Origin of the sequence: Aeromonas cavernicola (genome assembly GCF_002795305.1) — a bacterium.
In the GTDB taxonomy this organism is placed as follows: domain Bacteria; phylum Pseudomonadota; class Gammaproteobacteria; order Enterobacterales; family Aeromonadaceae; genus Aeromonas; species Aeromonas cavernicola.
The window spans coordinates 35,537-55,538 of the sequence record NZ_PGGC01000050.1; the positions used below are offsets into that span (position 1 = coordinate 35,537).

General features: G+C 55.1%; 15 protein-coding genes. 4 read left to right on the forward strand and 11 right to left on the reverse strand.

Translation table 11 applies throughout. The features are described from left to right. Window positions 1–80 precede the first annotated feature (80 nt). The 3 genes from pncC (at window position 81) to CUC53_RS05950 (ending at window position 2,283) form a co-directional block, all read left to right on the forward strand. The gene (pncC, locus tag CUC53_RS05940) at window positions 81–572 is read left to right on the forward strand and encodes a nicotinamide-nucleotide amidase (protein WP_100293299.1); all 492 of its coding nucleotides are present in this window, start codon (window positions 81–83) and stop codon (window positions 570–572) included. An 80-nt stretch (window positions 573–652) separates the two neighbouring features. Continuing rightward, window positions 653–1,720 (forward strand): recombinase RecA, encoded by a 1,068-nt coding sequence (gene recA, locus CUC53_RS05945; protein ID WP_100293300.1) that lies wholly within the window; start codon window positions 653–655, stop codon window positions 1,718–1,720. A gap of 41 nt (window positions 1,721–1,761) precedes the next feature. Next, window positions 1,762–2,283 carry a regulatory protein RecX gene (locus CUC53_RS05950; RefSeq protein WP_100293301.1) on the forward strand — a complete coding sequence of 174 codons (522 nt, stop codon included), beginning with the start codon at window positions 1,762–1,764 and terminating at the stop codon, window positions 2,281–2,283. A gap of 24 nt (window positions 2,284–2,307) precedes the next feature. Here CUC53_RS05950 and CUC53_RS05955 read toward each other — a convergent pair whose 3' ends face one another. Together CUC53_RS05955 and CUC53_RS05960 are read right to left on the reverse strand one after the other, a co-directional pair. Then, a complete protein-coding gene (locus tag CUC53_RS05955) occupies window positions 2,308–2,718 on the reverse strand; it encodes a hypothetical protein (protein WP_100293302.1) in 411 nt (136 codons plus the stop codon). Window positions 2,719–2,830: 112 nt separating this feature from the next. Further along, window positions 2,831–4,060: a benzoate/H(+) symporter BenE family transporter gene (locus CUC53_RS05960; RefSeq protein WP_201796721.1), complete on the reverse strand. Its 1,230-nt coding sequence runs from the start codon at window positions 4,058–4,060 to the stop codon at window positions 2,831–2,833. Between the two features lie 434 nt (window positions 4,061–4,494). Between CUC53_RS05960 and CUC53_RS05965 the strand changes: the two genes are divergently transcribed. Continuing rightward, a complete protein-coding gene (locus CUC53_RS05965; RefSeq protein WP_100293303.1) occupies window positions 4,495–6,162 on the forward strand; it encodes a DUF342 domain-containing protein in 1,668 nt (555 codons plus the stop codon). Window positions 6,163–6,387: 225 nt separating this feature from the next. Here CUC53_RS05965 and CUC53_RS05970 read toward each other — a convergent pair whose 3' ends face one another. From CUC53_RS05970 to CUC53_RS06010, 9 genes are all read right to left on the reverse strand, one after another. Further along, entirely contained in the window at window positions 6,388–8,121 is a 1,734-nt protein-coding gene (locus CUC53_RS05970; RefSeq protein ID WP_100293304.1) for an SWIM zinc finger family protein, read from the reverse strand. 75 nt (window positions 8,122–8,196) lie between these two features. Continuing rightward, the gene (locus CUC53_RS05975) at window positions 8,197–9,408 is read right to left on the reverse strand and encodes a J domain-containing protein (protein ID WP_100293305.1); all 1,212 of its coding nucleotides are present in this window, start codon (window positions 9,406–9,408) and stop codon (window positions 8,197–8,199) included. Between the two features lie 407 nt (window positions 9,409–9,815). Next, on the reverse strand, window positions 9,816–12,965 hold the full coding sequence (locus tag CUC53_RS05980; RefSeq protein ID WP_100293306.1) for a type I restriction endonuclease subunit R: 3,150 nt from the start codon (window positions 12,963–12,965) through the stop codon (window positions 9,816–9,818). A 311-nt stretch (window positions 12,966–13,276) separates the two neighbouring features. Then, window positions 13,277–14,446, reverse strand: coding sequence for an SIR2 family protein (locus tag CUC53_RS05985; protein WP_100293307.1), 1,170 nt, complete (start codon window positions 14,444–14,446; stop codon window positions 13,277–13,279). After that, window positions 14,446–15,816, reverse strand: coding sequence for a restriction endonuclease subunit S (locus tag CUC53_RS05990; RefSeq protein ID WP_201796722.1), 1,371 nt, complete (start codon window positions 15,814–15,816; stop codon window positions 14,446–14,448). Before CUC53_RS05990 ends, CUC53_RS05985 begins: the two co-directional genes overlap by 1 nt. A gap of 95 nt (window positions 15,817–15,911) precedes the next feature. Continuing rightward, complete coding sequence (locus tag CUC53_RS05995) at window positions 15,912–16,961, reverse strand: PDDEXK nuclease domain-containing protein (RefSeq protein ID WP_100293308.1); 1,050 nt, start codon at window positions 16,959–16,961, stop codon at window positions 15,912–15,914. Continuing rightward, complete coding sequence (locus tag CUC53_RS06000) at window positions 16,951–17,157, reverse strand: hypothetical protein (RefSeq protein ID WP_100293309.1); 207 nt, start codon at window positions 17,155–17,157, stop codon at window positions 16,951–16,953. Before CUC53_RS06000 ends, CUC53_RS05995 begins: the two co-directional genes overlap by 11 nt. Beyond that, entirely contained in the window at window positions 17,154–18,857 is a 1,704-nt protein-coding gene (locus CUC53_RS06005; RefSeq protein WP_100293317.1) for a class I SAM-dependent DNA methyltransferase, read from the reverse strand. Before CUC53_RS06005 ends, CUC53_RS06000 begins: the two co-directional genes overlap by 4 nt. Before the next feature lie 177 nt (window positions 18,858–19,034). Further along, window positions 19,035–20,002 (reverse strand): restriction endonuclease (locus tag CUC53_RS06010; protein ID WP_100293310.1); only part of this gene is annotated, 968 nt, incomplete at its 5' end.

Below are 20,002 nucleotides of genomic sequence, written 5' to 3' on the forward strand. Positions count from 1 at the left end.
TAACAAGCGCCATGGGACGCGGTTGCGAGCCAGCAGGTCGGCTTGCATAATGTGCCACTGCACGCAACAAGGAGGCACAGATGACACTGGACGCAGAAATAGAGCAGCTGGCGGTTGAGCTCGGCCAACGCCTGAGCCAGCGCAATGGGCTGGCAGCCACCGCCGAATCTTGTACCGGTGGCGGCGTCGCTACCGCCATCACCGATATCGCCGGCAGCTCCGGTTGGTTCGATCGCGGTTTTGTCACCTACACCAACGAGGCCAAGCAGCAGATGCTGGGGGTCAGTCGTGACAGCCTTAAGCACCATGGTGCCGTGAGCGAAGCCGTGGTACAGGAGATGGCCCGTGGCGCACTGGCGCACTCATCGGCCTCGGTCAGCGTCGCCATCAGCGGCATTGCAGGCCCCGGCGGCGCCACTGCCGATAAACCGGTAGGCACCGTCTGGTTTGCTTGGGCAGATCGCCACGATCATCACCACACCCTGCAGGCACACTTCGATGGCAACCGCCGCCAAGTACGCCAACAAGCGGTCAAACAAGCACTGCTGGGGCTGCTCACCCTGCTCAAATAAATTGGGCTTGATACTGTATGAATAGACAGTATACTTAGCCCAACTTCCCCCCTTAATCACGATTTCCAGCGGAGAGTGGCATGGATCAGAACAAACAGAAGGCACTGGCGGCAGCACTCGGTCAGATTGAAAAGCAGTTCGGCAAAGGCTCCATCATGCGTCTGGGCGACAGCAAGACCATGGACATTGAAGCCATCTCTACCGGCTCCCTTTCGTTGGATGTCGCCTTAGGGATCGGTGGCCTGCCCTGTGGCCGCATCGTCGAAATCTACGGCCCAGAATCCTCTGGTAAAACCACCCTTACCCTACAAGTCATTGCCGAAGCCCAAAAAATGGGCAAGACCTGTGCCTTCGTGGATGCAGAACACGCCCTCGACCCCATCTACGCTGGCAAGCTGGGGGTCAACGTCGATGATCTGCTGATCTCCCAACCCGATACCGGGGAGCAGGCGCTGGAAATCTGCGACATGCTGGTGCGCTCCAACGCCGTTGACGTCATCATTGTCGACTCCGTGGCAGCGCTGACCCCGAAAGCAGAAATCGAAGGGGAAATGGGCGACTCTCACGTCGGCCTGCAAGCCCGTTTGATGTCACAAGCGCTGCGCAAGCTGACCGCCAACATCAAAAACGCCAACTGCCTGTGCATTTTCATCAACCAAATCCGGATGAAAATCGGCGTCATGTTCGGCAGCCCAGAGACCACCACCGGCGGTAACGCGCTCAAGTTTTACGCCTCCGTCCGTCTGGATATCCGCCGGATCGGCGCCATCAAGGACGGTGACGAAGTGGTCGGTAACGAGACCCGCGTCAAAGTGGTCAAGAACAAGGTAGCCCCTCCCTTCAAACAGGCTGAATTCCAGATCTTCTACGGCGCGGGTATCTCTAAAGAAGGCGAGCTGGTCGACTTGGGCGTCAAACACAAACTGATCGACAAAGCGGGGGCTTGGTACAGCTACAACGGCGAGAAGGTTGGCCAAGGTAAGGCCAACGTCATGAAGCTGTTCGCCGAGAACAAAGCCATGGCGGCCGAAGTAGAAGCCCGCCTGCGCGAGTTGCTGCTCTCCGGCGCCGCCCCAGTAGAAGGCAAACCCGCTGCTGCGGCTGAGTACGACGAACTTGAAGCAGAAAGTGAACAAGAGTTCGAATAAGCGTGAAAGGAAGGCCGAGTTAATCCTCGGCCTTGTCATTTATGGTTGATCTATGTGCAGCTGATGAGCCGAGTAGCCAACAGGCTACGCCAGAACCGACCCTCGCAGAGCAGCTCGCATCTGCCCGCACCTTTGCCATGCGCAGCCTGGCTCGCCGTGAAAGCGCCGAGTCTGAACTTGCTAACCGGCTGCGTCAGCAAGGCTACCAAGCACAGGTGATCGACGCGGTGGTCGAGCACTGCCGCAGTTACAACTGGGTCAATGATCAGCGTTACGGCGCCATGGCGGTGCGGGCTGGTGCCGCCAAAGGCCATGGTCCCCTTAAAATCCGCTTCGACTTACGCCGCAAAGGACTAGACGACGACCAAATAGACACCGCATTCGAACAACCAGAGCTCGATTGGTTTGAACTTGCGTTGCAGCTGCTCACACGGCGCACCGATGCAACCGAGCTGGCCGAGTTCAAACTGCGGATGAAATGGCTTAACTACCTACGCAGACGAGGATTCACCCAAGAGCAAGCGCATTACGCCGTTACCACGCATCAAGCCAATTCACGCTAACCGGCCGCACCAAACGTGGCACCGTCATTCACTTCCTTCATTCCCTTCAGGTACTGCTTTCTGGTTGTGCAGTGTGGCGGCAGCCCGCTCGGTTTGAATAGGTGAAAGCAGGGCTGCTGCGCGGTTGGCGCAGCGAATCAGATCAAGGTTGGCAGCGTGCCAGTCACGTAGAGGGCAATAAGCACAGTTCGGGTGAATTCGATGAGCCATCAGGCGTAATAAGAGATTCGCGTAAATGGATGCTTTTGCTAGCGCAACAAATCGCGTTTTTCCCTTTAGCTGGCCACCGAGGCAGACATGTTGTAACTGAGAGCCACGAAGCCCGACGTTTACCACGAAATATCTTTTCCCTGAATAAGGGGAAATTTTACGTCGATATATGTCCGAGTATTTCAGGCCGTTTGCGTAATATTCGACCATGTAAAACTTGGACATTCACCTCATTCCAACATTTTACTATTCAACTGGAGAACAAGAGAGACGCAGCATAAATAGACGTCACACACGGCTCAATCTGATTCTTGCAGCCTTTATTAGCGTGATAATTTCAGCGCTGCCAATATTTACCCAACTTACTGAAATCACCATTCAAAAAAACATAAGCGAACAAACCAATCAAAGCCCCCCAAAATGCGCCACCAATTCCTAAAAATTTAATGTTGGCAGCAGTAGCAACAAAAGTAATCAAAGCTGCTTCACGAGATTTTGCTTCAGCCATTGCGGTCGAAAGGCTATTAACTATAGTTCCCAGCAAAGCCAAACCAGCCAAAATGGCAATAAACGTGTTAGGGAAAGCCATAAAAATACGTGCAAGCGTTACCCCAAAAATACCAATTAACACATACAATAAACCGCAAGATATACCTGCAATCCAACGCTTAGAAGGGTCTTCATGAGCTTCCTTACCTGTACATATAGCAGCGGTGATCGCGGCAGACGTTACCGCAGTTGAACCGAAAACAGACATAATCAAAGAACCCAAGCCAGTTACCGCCACGATCGTATTGGCGCTAGTTTTAAAAGAATCATTACGTAACACCAAAATCCCCGGCATGTATTGCCCAGTTAAGGTAATTAAAAAAATGGGGATAGCCACACTCAACAAAGCCTGTATAGAAAAAACGGGAAAGGTAAACACAGGTTTTGCAAACGCAAACGTGATGTCCGATAAATCCATACGCTGTTGTAACAACAAAAATCCCAAACCCAATAAAAAAATACCAAGAACGGCATAGCGAGCTGTAAAACGCTTTAACAACACATAAATGACCATTAAAAATCCGGCTAAAATAGGTTCAACCGTAATCGTGCCAAATGCAGCAACACCAAATTGCAGCAAAATACCCGCTAATAAACCAGCCGCAATACCTGAAGGAATAATACGAATAAGTTTTTCAAAATAACCTGATAAGCCCAATACAATAAACGCAGCCGCTGAAATCATATAAGCGCCTATTGCTTCAGCATATGATGTGGTTGCAAACGCTGTAATTAAGAAAGCAATTGCAGGTGTTGACCAAGCGGTAATGATGGGTTCACGATGGCGCCAGCTTAAAAAAAGGCCTGTTACACCCGCACCAATGGACGCTGACCAAACCCACGAAGCCGTTAATTCAGGACTTAAATTAGCCGCTTTAGCCGCCTGTAAAATTAAAACAAAGGTGCTGCCATAGCCGACAATAATCGATACAAAACCAGCCACAACAGGATGAAGCACGCTTTTTAGGTGCAAGAAGAAGCTGGATGAAAACATATCCGAACGTGAAAGGGGATTCATAAAAACACTTTCTGTGATTTTTAATAATGGTGTTGGATATTACGCTCTCACAATAGATCTTGCAGCTGTTGTGGATTTTTTAATGCCAAAGCTAGGACACCCCTCTTTTGTGATGCAGCATAAGGCTATCGCATGGCGCGGAGCTGCATGCTAGGGAATAAGGTGGATGTCCTCACTCCTGCTCCCTCCTTACTTATCCTGTTAGCTTCCTCGTTTTGTTTATGTTGATAAACAGAACGGATAGATGGCGTTAAAGGTCGACCACATCTGGCCGCTAAAAATGCAACATCTATTTCAAAAGTTTGAGCTTCATCCGCTCAAGCGTCATCCAGCCACCGAGATGTGAATGAGTGTTCATCTGTTTCTAATGACGACAGCCGTCTACGAAACGTAAATCATATCAACCTTGTTTCACTGACCATCAAGGATGAAACGTGCTGAATAAAGAGTGGTTAATACAAACATCTGACGCGGGGCTTGTTTCATTAAAAATTGCGGCAGGCTTAACACGGCCCACCTCAGAATTGGCGGTGCAAAGGCTGCTGTCAGCCTCCCGTTATACGCGCTACCAACCACTCCATGACGGCATCAAACAAGCCGTTGTTCTGCTTAACACACTGCTGACGGACCCCTCCACGCCCATTCCCGAACCTGAAATTAATATCGCGCAACGACATGATGCAGAAGTACTCATTGAAATTGAAAAAAACGGCATGAGCGCCAGTGCCGATATCACCGTGGATTGGGGGGGGAAGCCACTTGGCATGACCCAATTACAAGAGGCCATCACCGCCAGTGGGGTCAAAAAAGGGCTCATAGGGAAGATCCAGCTGCTTGCTGGACTCCAAACAGCACAAATCGCGAGCCCCGGCAGTCACGTTAAAATGCTCATCGCCAAGGGACAAGAGGCCATCAACGGTCAAGATACTCTCTTTGAACGGCTGGTTGAAACTCCCGCAGAACGTATTCTAAAACCCCGAGAAAAAGAGCAGGGCAAAATTGATCTACGTGATTTAGGCTCCATCATCACGGTAAAAATAGGGGCACACCTAATGCGGCGCCATCCTGCCACCTTGGGCACGCCGGGGTTCACCGTCACAGGGCAGGAGTTAGCGCCAAAACCAGGCAAAGAGAGCAGCATGAGTGCAGGTGAAGGCACTTGTTTCGCCCTGCATGACAACGATCTGCTGATTGCCGCACGAGCAGGACTACCATGCGAAGATAAGTGCGGCATGAGAGTAGATGATGTTCTGAACGTCAAAAATGTAGACGCCCGCCATGGTCACGTCACATTTGAAGGCGGGCTGTTAGTGAACGGCGACATTCGGCCAGGAATGAAAGTAAAGGTCAGTGGCGACATAGTTATCAGCGGTTTTGTCGAGGGCGGTGTGATCGAAGCTGGCGGTAATATCACGGTCAACAATGGCATCATCGGCCGCTGCAATGAAGAGGGTGAATATCTCTGCCGACTCACCGCGCAAGGTTCCATTCAAGCGCGCTATGCCCAGTATGCTCAGCTCAAAGCAGGAGGGAATATCGAGGTACAAAGCCAACTCACCCATTGCCACTGCATCAGTGGCCAAGACATCAGAGTCGGCGACAGTGCGATGCAAAAAGGCTATCTACTCGGTGGCATCACCACCGCAGCCCACTTAATTATGGCCCCTGTTTTTGGGGTATCTGCGGCAAACCACACCCAGCTACGTATCGATGGTGGCTATCAAGAATACAAAGAGCGAGAGCGCACATTGCGTGCTCAGCGCACGGCTTGCCAAGAACAGCTCGATAAACTCAAGCATCTCCTCATCAAACTGGTGCAGCTCCCGATCCAGCAGCGTAATCCTGAAACATTAAGAAAAATCAAAAGAATACGAGATCAAGAAGTGGCGAAACAGCGCAGCATTGAATTAGAACTGGTCGCCAATCAGGCAGAACTAGAGCGCCTAATGGCCACCATGGATATCATTGCCACCAAAAAAGTATTGCCCGGCGTCACCGTCGAAATGGCGCACCACAAAATGCGAGTCGACATTGAACACAGTGCCATTCGCTTTTTGATTCGGGATGAACAGCTCATCATGCAGCCTTACGATGGCAGATAAGCACCACTGACCGCCTTAGGTGCCATCACCTTATCTCCTCCGACAGGGTGACTATCCCGCCCGCCCTCAACGTTGCCCAATCTGCGCACCCATTTTCAAAACTGACCAGCAAAGCCATCGTCCACTAACCGGCTAGCTTCAAGAGGTTGCAATAACCAAAACGGGCCTGTAACTACAGGCCCGTTTTGCTGGTCAGAATACCCTCTCCTATGCCGTGCCAACAGCTCAGAAGCAGGAAGAGAAATGCTGGTCCACCAGCTTGATAAAGTTGCGCTTGCGTTTGTATTCGGTCGCCAGCGCCCTGAGCTGCTGGCTAAAACTCTCTTGTAGCGCCTTGTCATCCCCCAGTGACGGCTCCCGCTTGCGCAGCGCCGCCACCGCTTGCTCATAGCCATCGTTATGACCTGTGGCCACATAACAGGCGGCAACTCGGAAGGTATAACTGATGGCCAGCAGCGGATTGTCAGGGGCGATCTTGTCCGCCAGGATAAGGAGCAGCTCTGGGCTTATCTTGTGAGTGGCCACCCACTCGCAAGCATCCTGAACCCGATCCAGCTCCAGATAGAAGCGCACCAGCGCATCCTGATGAGAGGATAAATTGAACGGCTGCCTGACCGCAGTCTGATCCTTGAAGCACTGCTCGACCCAGAGCAGCAGGGTCTCGTCCTGCCACGCCAACTGCTGTTGCAACTGGCGCAGCCGCTTGAACCCGTCAAAATGGGGCTCCCGCTTAAACCCTGCCAAAGCCAGACGCCATGCCCGCCCCTTCTCGCCAAGGGCGATAGCGAGCCGGATCTCGACCTCATCGCACTCACGCTTTTCATGGGGTGATACCGCCAGCTTGCGCGCCTTGGCGAGCCAAAATTCCCCCTCCAGCGGCTCGTTATGCTCGCAACAGATATTGCAGATCCGGAGCCAATCCCATGGCGTGCTGGCGATACTGGCCAGCAAGGTCAGCTCGCGCCGCCAGTCACCGGCGGCGCGAGCCGCATCCAGCAAGGGGCGAGCATAGCGTTGCAGCGCCCAGTCACGCTCATGGCCAGGCGCTTGTGCCGTCCGCACGCTGGCCAACTGCTGCTCGCAGCGCGCCAGCAAGGCTGGACTGTGCACTATGTCACCAAACGCCTCCTCTTCTGGGAAGATATCCTGCGGCTGCTCGATGAGGTGAGTAAACAGCCAGTCAACCTTGTCACTCTCTGGCCAGGGCAAGCCCGCAAAAAGCACTGGGAGTCGCTTGCAAATCGCCAGCTCCAGCTCACAGCGATCCCCGTTGGAGTCATCGATATGCAGCAGTACCTTATTGAGCCGTTCCAGCGCGTGACAGGTCAACTGCCACTGTTGCTCAAGTGGCAGGGTGTCGATCCCTTCCCAGATCTCGTCAAAGAGCTCGGCAGCGTTCATAAAGTAGTCGCTCACCTCCTGCCACTCCCACACATCCCGCTTGGGCAGCGCCTTGTTGATCAGGGTTTTCAGCTTGGCAGGTGAGAACGGCTGCTCACTCAGCGCCACTTTCCTCAACCAATAGTTCCAGCGTGTCGGGTCGCGCCGGCTCTCATCGATCAGCATCTCGATCAACACCGGTTTCTCTTGCTGCTCGAAATAGCTGCGCAGTTTGGCCCGCTCATCAGGCAGCTGTGCCACCGCCCCCGGCTCACTGTCCAAACCACTTAGCTGCATATTGAAGGTCAGCGCGGTGGCGATCCCGTGTTTGCAGAGCGTCTGATAGCTGGCAGCGGGGCAATTGCAGTGGCTCACCAGCGCCTGACCGACCTCCAGCCTGACCCGATAGACATGGCTGCCCAGCACCCGTGCGGTGATTGTGTCGCCATCCCGGCTAAGCTGCTGTACCGCCCCCTGGCTGGCCAGTTTCATCCCCTTGGCAAAACTGGCCTCACTACTTTGCGCCTTGAGTTCGGCAATATCGATCAGTGCTGGGCACTCTGGGGAACGGCGGGCCAAAGGAGCCTCCTTATGTGACGTGAGTGGCGTAATGATGGTCAGAGGATGTGATGGCACCCATCCGGGTACACCGATTTAACGAAAGAACATCTCATCAAAGCTCCGCTCTTCATCCCAGATGACGTGCTGACGCGCATCCCAGCGTTCGGCCAGATAAGGCTTGAGGGTTGCTAGGCTGGTGATGGTCGCCAGCTGCCCGTGCAACTGCTTGATGTCGCGTTGCAGATAGTGCTGGTGCTCCTCGAACGCGAGATCCGTCTTCTTTTTGGAGCGCTGCTTGAACTTGTGCAAGACCGCCCCCAGCACCCCGTCGACCCCATCGTAATAACGGGCTACCAGCTCATGTTGCTTCTGTTTGAGTGCCGGATTAATGGCTGCCAGATTCTCTTCACTCAGCAAGTTATCTGCCTCGGGCAGATGGCTGTGAGCCAGGTGCAGCAGGGTAAACATATCCCGCTTCTCCCACGCTTGGATCAGCTCTCCCATCAGGCGGGTCTTCTCTTCGCGCTTAAGCGGGTCTTGCTCCCGGTCGGGATGCAGCGTCATCGTCAGCTTGCGATAGAGCTGTTTAAGGCTTGAGTTATCGAGCAGTTGCTCAACCTTGGCAACCTCATCCGGATGGGCTGTGCCATGACGGGCCTGCCACTGTTCGAAGGTCTCGTCACTGGCAGAGGGGTCATCGGCAAAGGGGTCATCGCCACGGTCCGGCGCGTCATCATCCCACTCATGCTCATCACCGCCCCGTTTTTGGGCCTGGGCCTGCATATAGTCGCGCAACTTCTCGGGATTTCTGACCATCTCGCGCAGCAGCTCGATATCGTCGGGGCGCTCACCGAACGCCTCTTGCAATATGTCGCTGATAACGTCGCATTGGGCCTCGATCATCTCCTCATCGAACTGGCTGACGCTGCCCGCTTGCACCGCCATATAGAGTGACTCCAGATCCAGCTCCCCGCGAAACGGGTTGGCTTCAAGATATCTCATCAGATCTTCAATCCAGCCATGGAGCATCTCGCGCTGCCACTGGGTAAAACTCTTGCGGGCGGTGAAACAGGCCAACCGCTGGCACAACTGAAAAATCAGCCCGCACTGCTCACGCTCCAGAGGCTCAATGTCGCTGACAAAGCGCTGATAGATATCCGCCCCTTCTTGCTCCTGTTTGGCCAGCTTGGCCTGCAGCTTTTCGATGGCTTGCCACTGACGATGAAAATCGGCCAAGGCTGGACTCTCGTGGCGTGGCACGGCCGTTTTGCCCTTGGCCGAGGTTTTACTTTTGGTCAGTGACATGAACACTCCAGATTAAAATAGGGACGGTGGCTACCGTGGCGACGGCAGATTATCAGAGGGAGATGGTGACGACTACCCGCGCGACATTGGCCATGTTGCGGTGAGGTGGCGATAATGTGGCGGTGTAATTCACGTTGTTCATTACACCCTACGACGCGGATTTTTGGGTTGCCCGTTGGCGCGGTTTGGCGGAGGCCCGCTCGGCTTGAATGCGGGGCAGCAACGTAGGGTGCAATAAGCGAAGCGCATTGCACCACTTTTGCACCTTCCGTTCGGCCATGTTGCGGTGAGGTGGCGGTATCATTCACGTTGTTCATTACACCCTACAATGCTGGGCCTCTCTCGCACATCCTGCATGTTGAGTATTCGCCGAGATCAAAGGGGCTAATGCCAGCCCCCAACTATGTTTACTGGCTCCAAGCGTTTGATAATACTTCTGCTTGCTTCAGGACCATCTCTATAGCATCAGGTTGCTGGTCTGGGGGGTACCGCCATTTCTGCAAGCATCGCCGCACCAAAATGCGGAGCTTGGCTCGCACGCTTTCACGGACTTGCCAGTCCACTGTGGTACTGGCACGCAGCTTTTCGGTGATCTCGGTGGCTATCTTCTTTAGCACCTCGTCGCCCAACTCACGCACAGCGCTTTCGTTATTAGCCAGTGCGTCGTAGAAGGCGATTTCATCATGGCCGAGTCCCAGCGCAACTTCCCGCGCCAGGGTGGCCTGAAACTCCTTGGCCATCTGGATCAGCTCTTCGATGACCTGAGCGGTTTCAATCGCGCGGTTATGGTATTTGCGCAACGTTTCTAGCAGCCGGTCACCGTACTTTTTCTCCTGCACCACATTGTTGCGAGTTCGTGCTTTGATCTCATCGCGCAGCAGCTTTTCCAGCAGCTCCACCGCCAAGTTGCGGCTGTCCATCTGGCGGACGTCTTCGAGAAACTCGTCGGACAGCAGCCCGATATTCGGCTTGTCCAGCCCTGCCAACGCGAACACATCGGCCACACCATCCGAGATGATGGCATTGTCTAGGATCTGCTTGAGCGCGCTGTTCTTCTCAGCGTCACTGCGCTTCTTGTCCACGGTGGTGAACTTTGCAATGGCCGCCTTGATGGCTGAGAAGAAGGCGATCTCCTTGCGCAGAGCCCCCGCCTCGTCCAGCGTACCGCACAGCGAGAAGGCCTTGGCCACCGCCACCATGGTGTCGAGGAAGCGTGTCTTCCCGTCTTTGAGCCCGAGGATGTGGTTAGCTGCTGGCACCAGCAGCGGAATAGCCTGAGTCTCGAACGCACCGTAGTCAAAACCGTGCATCATGCCGCGCAAGATGTCCATTTTCTCCAGCAGCACCGCCAGTGCTTCGGCTGCGTTATGCGTCGGGTCGCCCTTGCCCTTGGCATCGGTGTAAGTCTTGAGCGCAGCTTTCAGCTCGTTGGCGATACCGATGTAATCGACCACCAGACCGCCCGGCTTGTTCTTGAAAACCCGGTTGACGCGGGCGATGGCCTGCATCAGGTTGTGGCCCTTCATGGGCTTGTCGATATACATGGTGTGACAACAAGGCGCGTCAAACCCCGTCAGCCACATATCACGCACGATCACCAAGCGGAGCGGGTCGCTCACATCCTTAAAGCGCGCCTCCAGCCGCTTCTTCACCTGCTTACTATACAGATGCGGTTGTAACAGCGGCTTGTCAGCGGCCGATCCCGTCATCACGATCTTAATCGCTCCCTTATCAGGATCGCTGCTGTGCCATTCAGGGCGCAGCGCAACGATGGCGTTATAAAGCTGCGCGCAGATGTCGCGGCTCATGGATACAATCATCGCCTTACCATCAACCACCGAGACGCGTGCCTCGAAGTGTTGGATGAGATCTCGGGCCACCTGCTGAAGCCTTGGCTCCGAACCCACCAACTTTTCCAAGGCCGCCCACTCGCTCTTGGTTTTCTCGCGGTTCGCAATGTCCTCTTCGTCTTCGACGACCTCTTCCACCTGCTCGTTGAGCGTGTCGATTTCGGCCTGGTTCACATCAAGCTTGGCCAATCGGCTCTCATAGAAGATCGGCACCGTCGCGCCATCGTCCACCGCATCCTGAATGTCGTAGATACTGACGTAATCGCCAAACACCGCGCGAGTGTCTTTGTCCTCCAGCGCAATCGGCGTACCGGTGAAGCCGATGAAAGTCGCGTTCGTGAGCGCATCGCGCAGGTGCTTGGCATAGCCGAACACGTACTTGCCAGTCTTAGTGTCCAGCCGCCCCTTGGTGCCGTACTGGCTACGGTGAGCCTCGTCCGAGATCACCACGATATTGGTGCGGCCAGAGAGCAGTGGATGTGTCTCTTCATCCTCCAGTAGCGCGAACTTCTGCACCGTGGTGAAGATGATGCCGCCGGCTTCGCGGGATGCCAGCATTTCGCGCAGCTCATCACGGTCGCCGGCTTGAACCGGGATGGTCTTGAGCAGATCGCTGGCAGCACTGAAGGTGGCAAACAACTGGCCGTCCAGATCGTTACGGTCCGTCACTACCACCAGCGTGGGATTTTTCATCTCGGGCTGTTGCAGCAGTTTGCCTGCGTAGCAAGCCATGGTGATGCTCTTACCCGAGCCTTGGGTATGCCAAACAACGCCCGCCTTGCGTGAACCCGGCTTAACCACCTTGCCATAGGTAGCCCGTTCTTCGTCTACCGCCGGCAAGCCCTTATCGGCTTCCTGCGTGGCAATCACCGTGGCCCGCACCGCCTCGCGCACGGCATGGAACTGGTGATAGCCCGCGATCTTTTTGATGATGGCATCGCCATCCTGCTCGAACAGCACGAAGTGGCGCACGTAGTCCAAGAACAATTCCGGCTTGAAGAAGCCGCGCACTACCGTTTCGAGTTCCATCTGTAGGCGAGGCCGGTCGTCTTCGTTGGCGATGGTGCGCCAAGGCAGCATCCGCTCTGCATTGGCGGTCAGCGAACCCACGCGCGCCGTCCAGCCATCGCTCACCACCAGCGCAGCGTTGCTGTTGAACAGGTCGCCGATCTCGTCCTTGTAGGTCTGCAACTGATTGAAAGCGTCCCACACATCGGTCTGCTCATTGGCGGGGTTCTTCAGCTCCACCACGGCCAGCGGCAGGCCGTTCACAAACGCAATCACATCTGGGCGGCGTGGCTGCTTGGTGCCGGTGATGGTGAACTGGTTTACCACCAGAAAGTCGTTGTTGCTGGGTTGGGCGAAATCGATGAAGTGCACCAGGTCACTCTTCTTCTCATCGCCCTGTGCAAACTCAACCATCACCCCGCTGAGCAGCAGGCGATGCACGCTGCGGTTGCGCACCACCATCTGTGGTTCACTTACCGACAAGAGTGCATGTACCGCTTGATCCAAGGCTGAGGGCGGCATATGCGGATTGATGCGGGCCAACGTGGTCAGTAGGCGCTCGCGCAGCACCACCTGCCGGTAGTCGGTGCGCTCGGGGGCGCTGCTGTCGGGGGCGATATCTGGGCCGTGGGCAAAGCGCCAGCCTGCCTCCTGAAACCAGCCGATGCACAGTTCTTCGAGTTGTTGTTCGTTCAGCACAATTGCTCCCTCTCTTCGCCGTTACCCTGCTTGTGCGTTACCGTGGTGTTATGTAGCGGGGAATGTCCTGCTTGACGGATGCCCACCGGCGCTCTAGCACTTGCCTCAATACGACCGACGCCTCTGCACCCTGTGTACGCGTCGGTTCTCATGTCTGCATCACTTATGGCCATAGCGCCCACTTTTCCCACTCCACAAATACCCCAACGTCAGCCAATGAGATCCGCTGGTTGGCCAATACAGGAAACGCCTTGGCCAATCCTGCGGTTGCTGTAATTGGTCTGCAAACGAGAGCCAGGGTTTGATGGGTTTCATCCAAACACCACCTGCTTGTGTGCCACGGCAATGGCAAGCCTAAGAACCTGATCCAGCAAGCTGTGATCCGGCTTGCCATCGGCACCTTCGGGAGTGGCGTACCAAAGTGGCCGAATCTTCAACTGCAACAGACGGTCTTCCTTGCGGGCCCGCTCTTGCGGTGTGGCGGGCTCGTTCAGTAGGGCAAAGTGATCCGGAATTTCAAATGCCCCCTCGTCCACTACAGACTTGAACAGATCAAGCGTCTTGTCCTGCTCTAGACTACAACCCAGAAATAACAGTGAGTGACTGATAAAAATTTGCCGCAGCGCCCTGGGTAACTGATTCTGGAATGCGATAGGTGTGCCACCAGCCTCTCCGTAGGCCGCCTGGTATTGCGCTTGCGTGAACACATGGGTGTTGGCTTGCCCGGCGTCGCCATGCAGCTTGAGGATGCAACGCTCACCACGCAACAAGCGCTGCACAAAATTGTTACCGGCCTGGGTGCCGTACATGTAGCCGTCTAATGAATCCCCTTTTTCCTTGAACAAGTCTTCGATGACTGTGTCGAAATTGGTGGTAACTATGCAGCCGTGGGCAAGCTGAGGGAGCAGTGTAACTGGTCCGGTAATCGTGCCGCGCTGACGAAATTCGGTCTTGATGAAATGCTGTACCTGCTGGGCTGCCGCATCGTGTAGCACTTGGGCGGCTTGCAGGTAGTCGTATTGCGCCATCAGCGGTTCAATGTCCTGCACCCCTAGACCATCCAGCTTTTGCGCGATCTTGCGTAGGGCCTCGCCCCACATCGGATAACCACAAGCTTTGGACAGTCCGGCACCGACAAAAGGCGCAATCCGCCCAAACCGAATCGCATCCACCAAATCAAGAAACACAGCTTGTTGATCCGAGTCCTTGATAAAGGCTGTAGCAGCCTCGTGCTGATTAACCTGGCACTGCCCCTCCCAGTGATCCAACTCATCCAGATAGGCGTCACGTTCCACCCAGTACAGGGCATCGCTCACCTTCACCAGATATTCATGCTCCGGGTCGCGCAGGCTCCTGAATGTCAGCGGTTCAGCCTCATCCAGCACGGCGTTGAATTCCTGATTAGACGCATACGCCGCTTGTAATGCCTCCTCGACCTTATCAACGATCAGCTTGTTTTCACGTAGCTTTTTGATGTCCATCAGGCGGCCCCGGTGGATTCGGCGAGTGTTTTGACGGACAACTCGCCGGAGAGCAGTTTGGGGAGAAGGGTGTCGCGAAGCTCAGAAAGGGATTTATTTTGCGATCTCAGGCTGTCGATGTAAGCGTAGTGCGGCCTTAACTTAGCTGAAAACGCAACCATTAGAGGCTCGTCTGGACATGGAAACCTCCAACCCATAATGGCGTTTTTGTCCCCACGTGGCATCTTGGCGCCTTTGGCTGTACGGGTCATGAACTCAAAAAACGCATCTTGGTACATCAAGTTGTATACAAACTCAGTCCACTGAAAATCAGCAGGCTTAAATGCCAGCACATCTGCGGAGCGCCCACCGTCAAAGCGTGCCATCCAAATTTTCTTGAAGTACGGACGAATGTTGGAGATAAGAACATGCCCCACCTTGAAGTTCGGAACTGTAGCCACAGATGGCAACGAGGTAGCACGAGTAATACCAGCCCTGTTCTCAAGCATATTTTCCGTGGAAATGTAAAGGTCCTGAGTCAATGACGAGACCTCAACCTTCCCAGTGGTAAATTCCGCAATGTCAGCTACTGACTTGAAAGCCCACCCCTTCGGAATTTCCCCCAACTCCGACTCCTCCATCGCATCAGGAAACAACGCAGCGGTGGCGGCGAGTTGCTGGTATTGCTCGGGCGGCAGCGTATCGAGTTCAACCTCGGCCTTACCGCTGATAATGCTCATCGCAGCGCGCAGCGGGTCGCGGCCTTCGGCTTTGGCGGCGATCTTGACTTTGACCGGGTCGAAATCGACAAACCACGATTTGAAGAGGGCTTGCGCCATGGCTTCAAGGGTTTGGTTGATACGGCGATTGAGGTCGATTTTTGAGTCGAGGTCGCCAAGGATTTTTGCGATGACTCGCTGTGAACTTGGTGGAGGAAGCGGGACTTCAATGGATCGAAGAGTACTTAACGGTTGACCAATGCCAGGAGTACCAACTTGCGAAGCATTCTTGAGCAATTCGTGGCGCCCAGCGGCCGATTTGAAAAAATAATAAATGTAGTCAGGTTCTGCCTTGGAACGATCACAGGAAAGTGTCATCAGGCTCGACGACATTACATACCTAGGGAACTGGTCTGGAACTATCCCTACTTCACCAATAGCGCCACGATGAGGAAAGACGAGATCTCCAGGATAAACACAGCAATTTGACAAGTCATCCGCAGTCTTTTCCGAAACATAGACCCACTCCCCAGAGAAAACCTTGCCTCCTGTTAGGTTGGTTCCACGAATAACTGGAACACCTGAATAGGTATAAGCATCACTCTTCATTCTTGAGCCGAATGGTCCAATGGCCGTTCTTGCGGCGAACTCTGAAACTGCCTTAGAAGTCATATCCCAACCCCGCCAAGTTCTTCTTGATTTCAACTTCCTGCTTGGTGCTTTCACCAAATTGCTGCGCCAACTGCGCCGTCAGGCGGGCCATGTTGCTATTCATTGCGCTCCCCCAAATCAGCCGCCAGCTCCACTTCCAGCGCTTCAATGCTTGGCAGTTTGTCGCGCAGGGCTTCGGGCAGGGTGTGCGACAAGGTATAGGTGGCCAGACCGAGTGGTTTCTGGATGTCGGACAGGGCATATTCCGCCACCAGCCGGTCTTTGCTTTTGCACAGCAACAGGCCGATGGTGGGTGCATCGCCTTCATTGCGCAGTTGTTCGTCCACCGCTTTCAAATAGAAATTGAGCTTGCCCGCGAACTCGGGCTCGAAGTCCACGGTTTTCAGCTCCACCACGACGTAGCAGTGCAGGCGGGCATGGTAGAAGAGCAAATCGAGAAAAAATTCACGCTCGCCGACTTGCAGGGGCACCTGCCGCCCCATGTAGGCAAAGCCTGCCCCCAGTTCCAGCAAAAAATGGGTGATGTGGTCAATCAAGGCCCGTTCCAGTTCGCGTTCAGTGTGCTCGGGGGTGAGTGACAAAAAGTCGAACACGTAAGGGTCTTTGAGCACTTGGGTAGCCAAGTCAGATTGCGGCGCGGGCAGGGTGTGGGCAAAGTTGGTCAGGGCGTTGCCATCGCGCTGCCAGAGGCCGCTTTCGATCTGGTGGGTGAGTACGCTGCGGCTCCAGCCGTGGGTTTGGGTTTGCTGCACGTAATACAAAGCTTCGGCATGGCGCTGACATTTGCTGATGATGGTGAGGTTGTGGCCCCAGGGGATGCTGACTAATTGGGCAACAGCCTGTTGCCCAATTGCACTGCTAGCCCAAAAGCTGTGCCATTGGCGAATGTACTTAAGGTTGCGCAGTGAAAACCCTTTTATCTCAGGGAATGCCTGCATCAGATCTTGGCTGAGATGCTCCAAGAAGCCGCTGCCCCATGCTTGGGCCGCTTGCTTGGCTTGGATGTCGGCACCCAGCCCCCAATAAAACTGGAGCAACTCGGTGTTCACTGCCACGGCGGCTTTGAGCTGCACTTGGCGGAAGCGGGTTTTAAGGTCGCTCAGCCATTGACGATAGCTGGCGGGCTCAGTCACTTTATTGGCCATTATTCTGCTTCTCCAGTACCACAAAACAGAGGTACTCGTTCATCACATCCAGCGCGATGGCTTTGCCGGCTTGCAGGGCGGCAAGATGCGCCTCTGTCAGCATGAATACGTCCCCTCCCCAACGCTTGCCAAAGGGCTGCTCGGTCGTTTCCGGATCGAACGGTCTCGTCACAATGGCTGTGCGTGCATCGCTCATAGTCCGTACCCCAATCCCGCCAAGTTCTTCTTAATCTCCTCCTCCAGCGTGGCGCTTTCGGCAAATTGCTGCGCCAACTGGGTTGTTAGCCGGGCCATCTTGTCGGCAAAGGCTTCGCCGTCCTCCTCTTGCGCCTGTGCTCCCACATAACGCCCCGGCGTCAGCACATGCTCGTGCTTGCGAATGTCGTCCAGCGAAGCTGAATAGCAGAAACCCGGTATGTCTTCGTAGCCCTCATCATGCTGCCAAGCGTGGAAGGTGTCGGCGATCTTCTTGATGTCATCCACGGTGAAGTCGCGCAGTACCCGATCTTTCATATAACCAAGCTGGCGGGCGTCGATAAATAGGAACTGACGACGGCGGTCGCGCTTTTTCTTGTCGAGATTGAAGCCGTTGGCTTTGTCGCGGGTTAAAAACCAGATGCAGGCGGGGATCTGGGTGTTGGTAAATAACTGGCCGGGCAGCGCCACCATGCACTCCACATAGCCATCTTCGATCAGTTTTTTGCGGATCTCACCCTCGTTGTTGGTGTTGCTGCTCATCGAGCCGTTGGCCAGCAGCAGCGCCATGCTGCCAGTGGGGGCGAGGTGGTAGAGCATATGCTGCAACCAGGCAAAGTTGGCGTTGCCTTGTGGCGGCGTGCCGGCGATCCAGCGCGGGTCGCTATCCAGCTTAGCGCTCCACCACTCCTTCATATTGAAGGGCGGGTTGGCCATCACGTAGTCGGCGCGCAGGTCGGGGTGCAAGTCATTGAGCATGGTATCGCCGGGCTGGCCGCCGAAGTTAAAGTCGAGGCCCCGAATGGCCATGTTCATGGCCGCCAGCTTCCAGGTGGTGGGGTTGCTCTCCTGGCCGTAGACGCTGATCTGGCCGGTTTTGCCTTTGGCAACTTTGCCGCCGTGCTCGGCGATAAACTCCTCGCTCTGCACAAAGAAGCCGCCCGAGCCCATAGCCGGGTCGTACACCCGGCCCTTGAAGGGCTGCAACATCTCGACGATCAGGGTAACGATGCTCTTGGGCGTGTAGTACTGGCCGCCTTTCTTGCCTTCGGCCAAGGCGAATTGGCCGAGGAAGTATTCGTAGACATGGCCGAGGATATCTTTGCTTTTGAGGCTCAGCACTTGCCCGTGGTAGCTGGGCTGACTGAAGTTAGTGGCAGAGAAGTGGGCAATCAGATCTGCCAGCTTGTGGCTCTCTATTTCGGTGCGCGCGAACTCTTTGTCGAGCACATTTTTGAGCTTGCCATTCTCGCGCTCCACCGCTTCCATGGCGTTGTCGATCAGCCAACCGACGGTGCGCATCTTTTCGGGAGTGTCTTTGCCCGGCACGTTCCAAGGCAAGGGTTCGCCAGGTGGCAGCTGGGCTAGATCACGCAGGGTTTGCCAGCGTGCCTCAAAAGGCACCCAAAACACGTTCTTTTCGGTGTAGTAGTCGCGCACCTCCAGCTCGGCGGCGATATCGGCCTCGTAGTCATCGGGGAAATCAGCCGGATCCATGTAGTAGTCATGGTCGGGATCGCGAAACTGGGTGTTGAGCTCGGTCTGCCGTTCTTCAAAGGCATCCGACACATACTTCAGGAAGATCAGACCCAGTACCACATGCTTGTAACGCGAGGCATCCAGAGAAGAACGCAGCTTGTCGGCGGCGGTCCAGAGCTTTTTCTCTAGTTCGTCGAAAAATTGCTTTTCAATATCTTTCACGGTGTCTTCCAAATCGGTGAGTTGAGCTTGAGTTGAGCTAAAGACGCAAGACGCGATGAAGGTTAACCATATCTGCATACCCTGCGTTTTTGATGGGCGCAGAATACCACAGGGTTACTGGTGCTGGCGGGCTTTCGAAACCTGTTACATCACCTGAAATCTTGGTTGCCATGGTCGTCACTCTTCCAAAAAGTAATCGGAATCCAGGGTCTTGATGGTAAGGGTCTGGCGGGTGGTGACGCCGACGCCATATTCGATCATCAGGGCCGCGAGGTGGGCGCCGTCGATCAGCACGATGCGCTTCTCAATCAGCCCGACATACTCCTGCGCCTCGCGGCTAAAGCCGGAGGTGGTGATAAAGACCCCCTTGCGGGCTTTGTGCAGATCCAGCGCGCCGGCGAAGGCTTGGATCTCGGGGCGGCCGACGGTTTTATCGGTGTAGCGCTTGGCCTGTAGGTAGATGGAGTCAAGCCCCAGCCGATCCTCTTTGATAATGCCGTCGATGCCGCCATCGCTGCTGTAGCGGGTGGTGTGGGCAGCATCCTGCTGGCTGCCGCCATAGCCCATGGCCACCATCAGATCGACCACCAGCTGCTCGAAAAAACGGGGGGAGAGGGCCAAGATCTCGGCCAGTAGATCGTCGGCCAACGCCTGATTGATGGCGGCCAGCGCCTGCTCGATCTGCTCTTGTGGCGTTGCCGATAGGCCATAAGCATCATCACTGGTCTGAGAGCCAGAGGGACTATCGGTTAACAGATCGGCCAAAGATGCCGCTGCTTCCTTGCGCGACAGGCCATCGGTCTCGTAGAAGTCGTTAAATTCAGAGAACTGGGCCAGATAGCGATTGTCGATGGTCTGCCCCGAGGCCAGCGCCGCGCGGCCCCGCTCGGTGATCAGACACTGGCCGCGTTGGGGTTGGCTGATTAACCCCGCCTTGACCAGATAGGTCTTGGCCCAGCCCACTCGGCTGCGCACCGTGGTTTGGCGGCCGCTTGGCAGGGTGTCGGCCAGTTGCTCGGCGCTAAAGGCGTAGTGGCGGCAAACCCGCTCATGCACTTCACGCAGGGGACGGGTGATGCCATCGGCCAAGCTCATCAACAGCACGGGCAGCATGGCTTCATAGCTGGGCAGGGTCTCTTTCATCG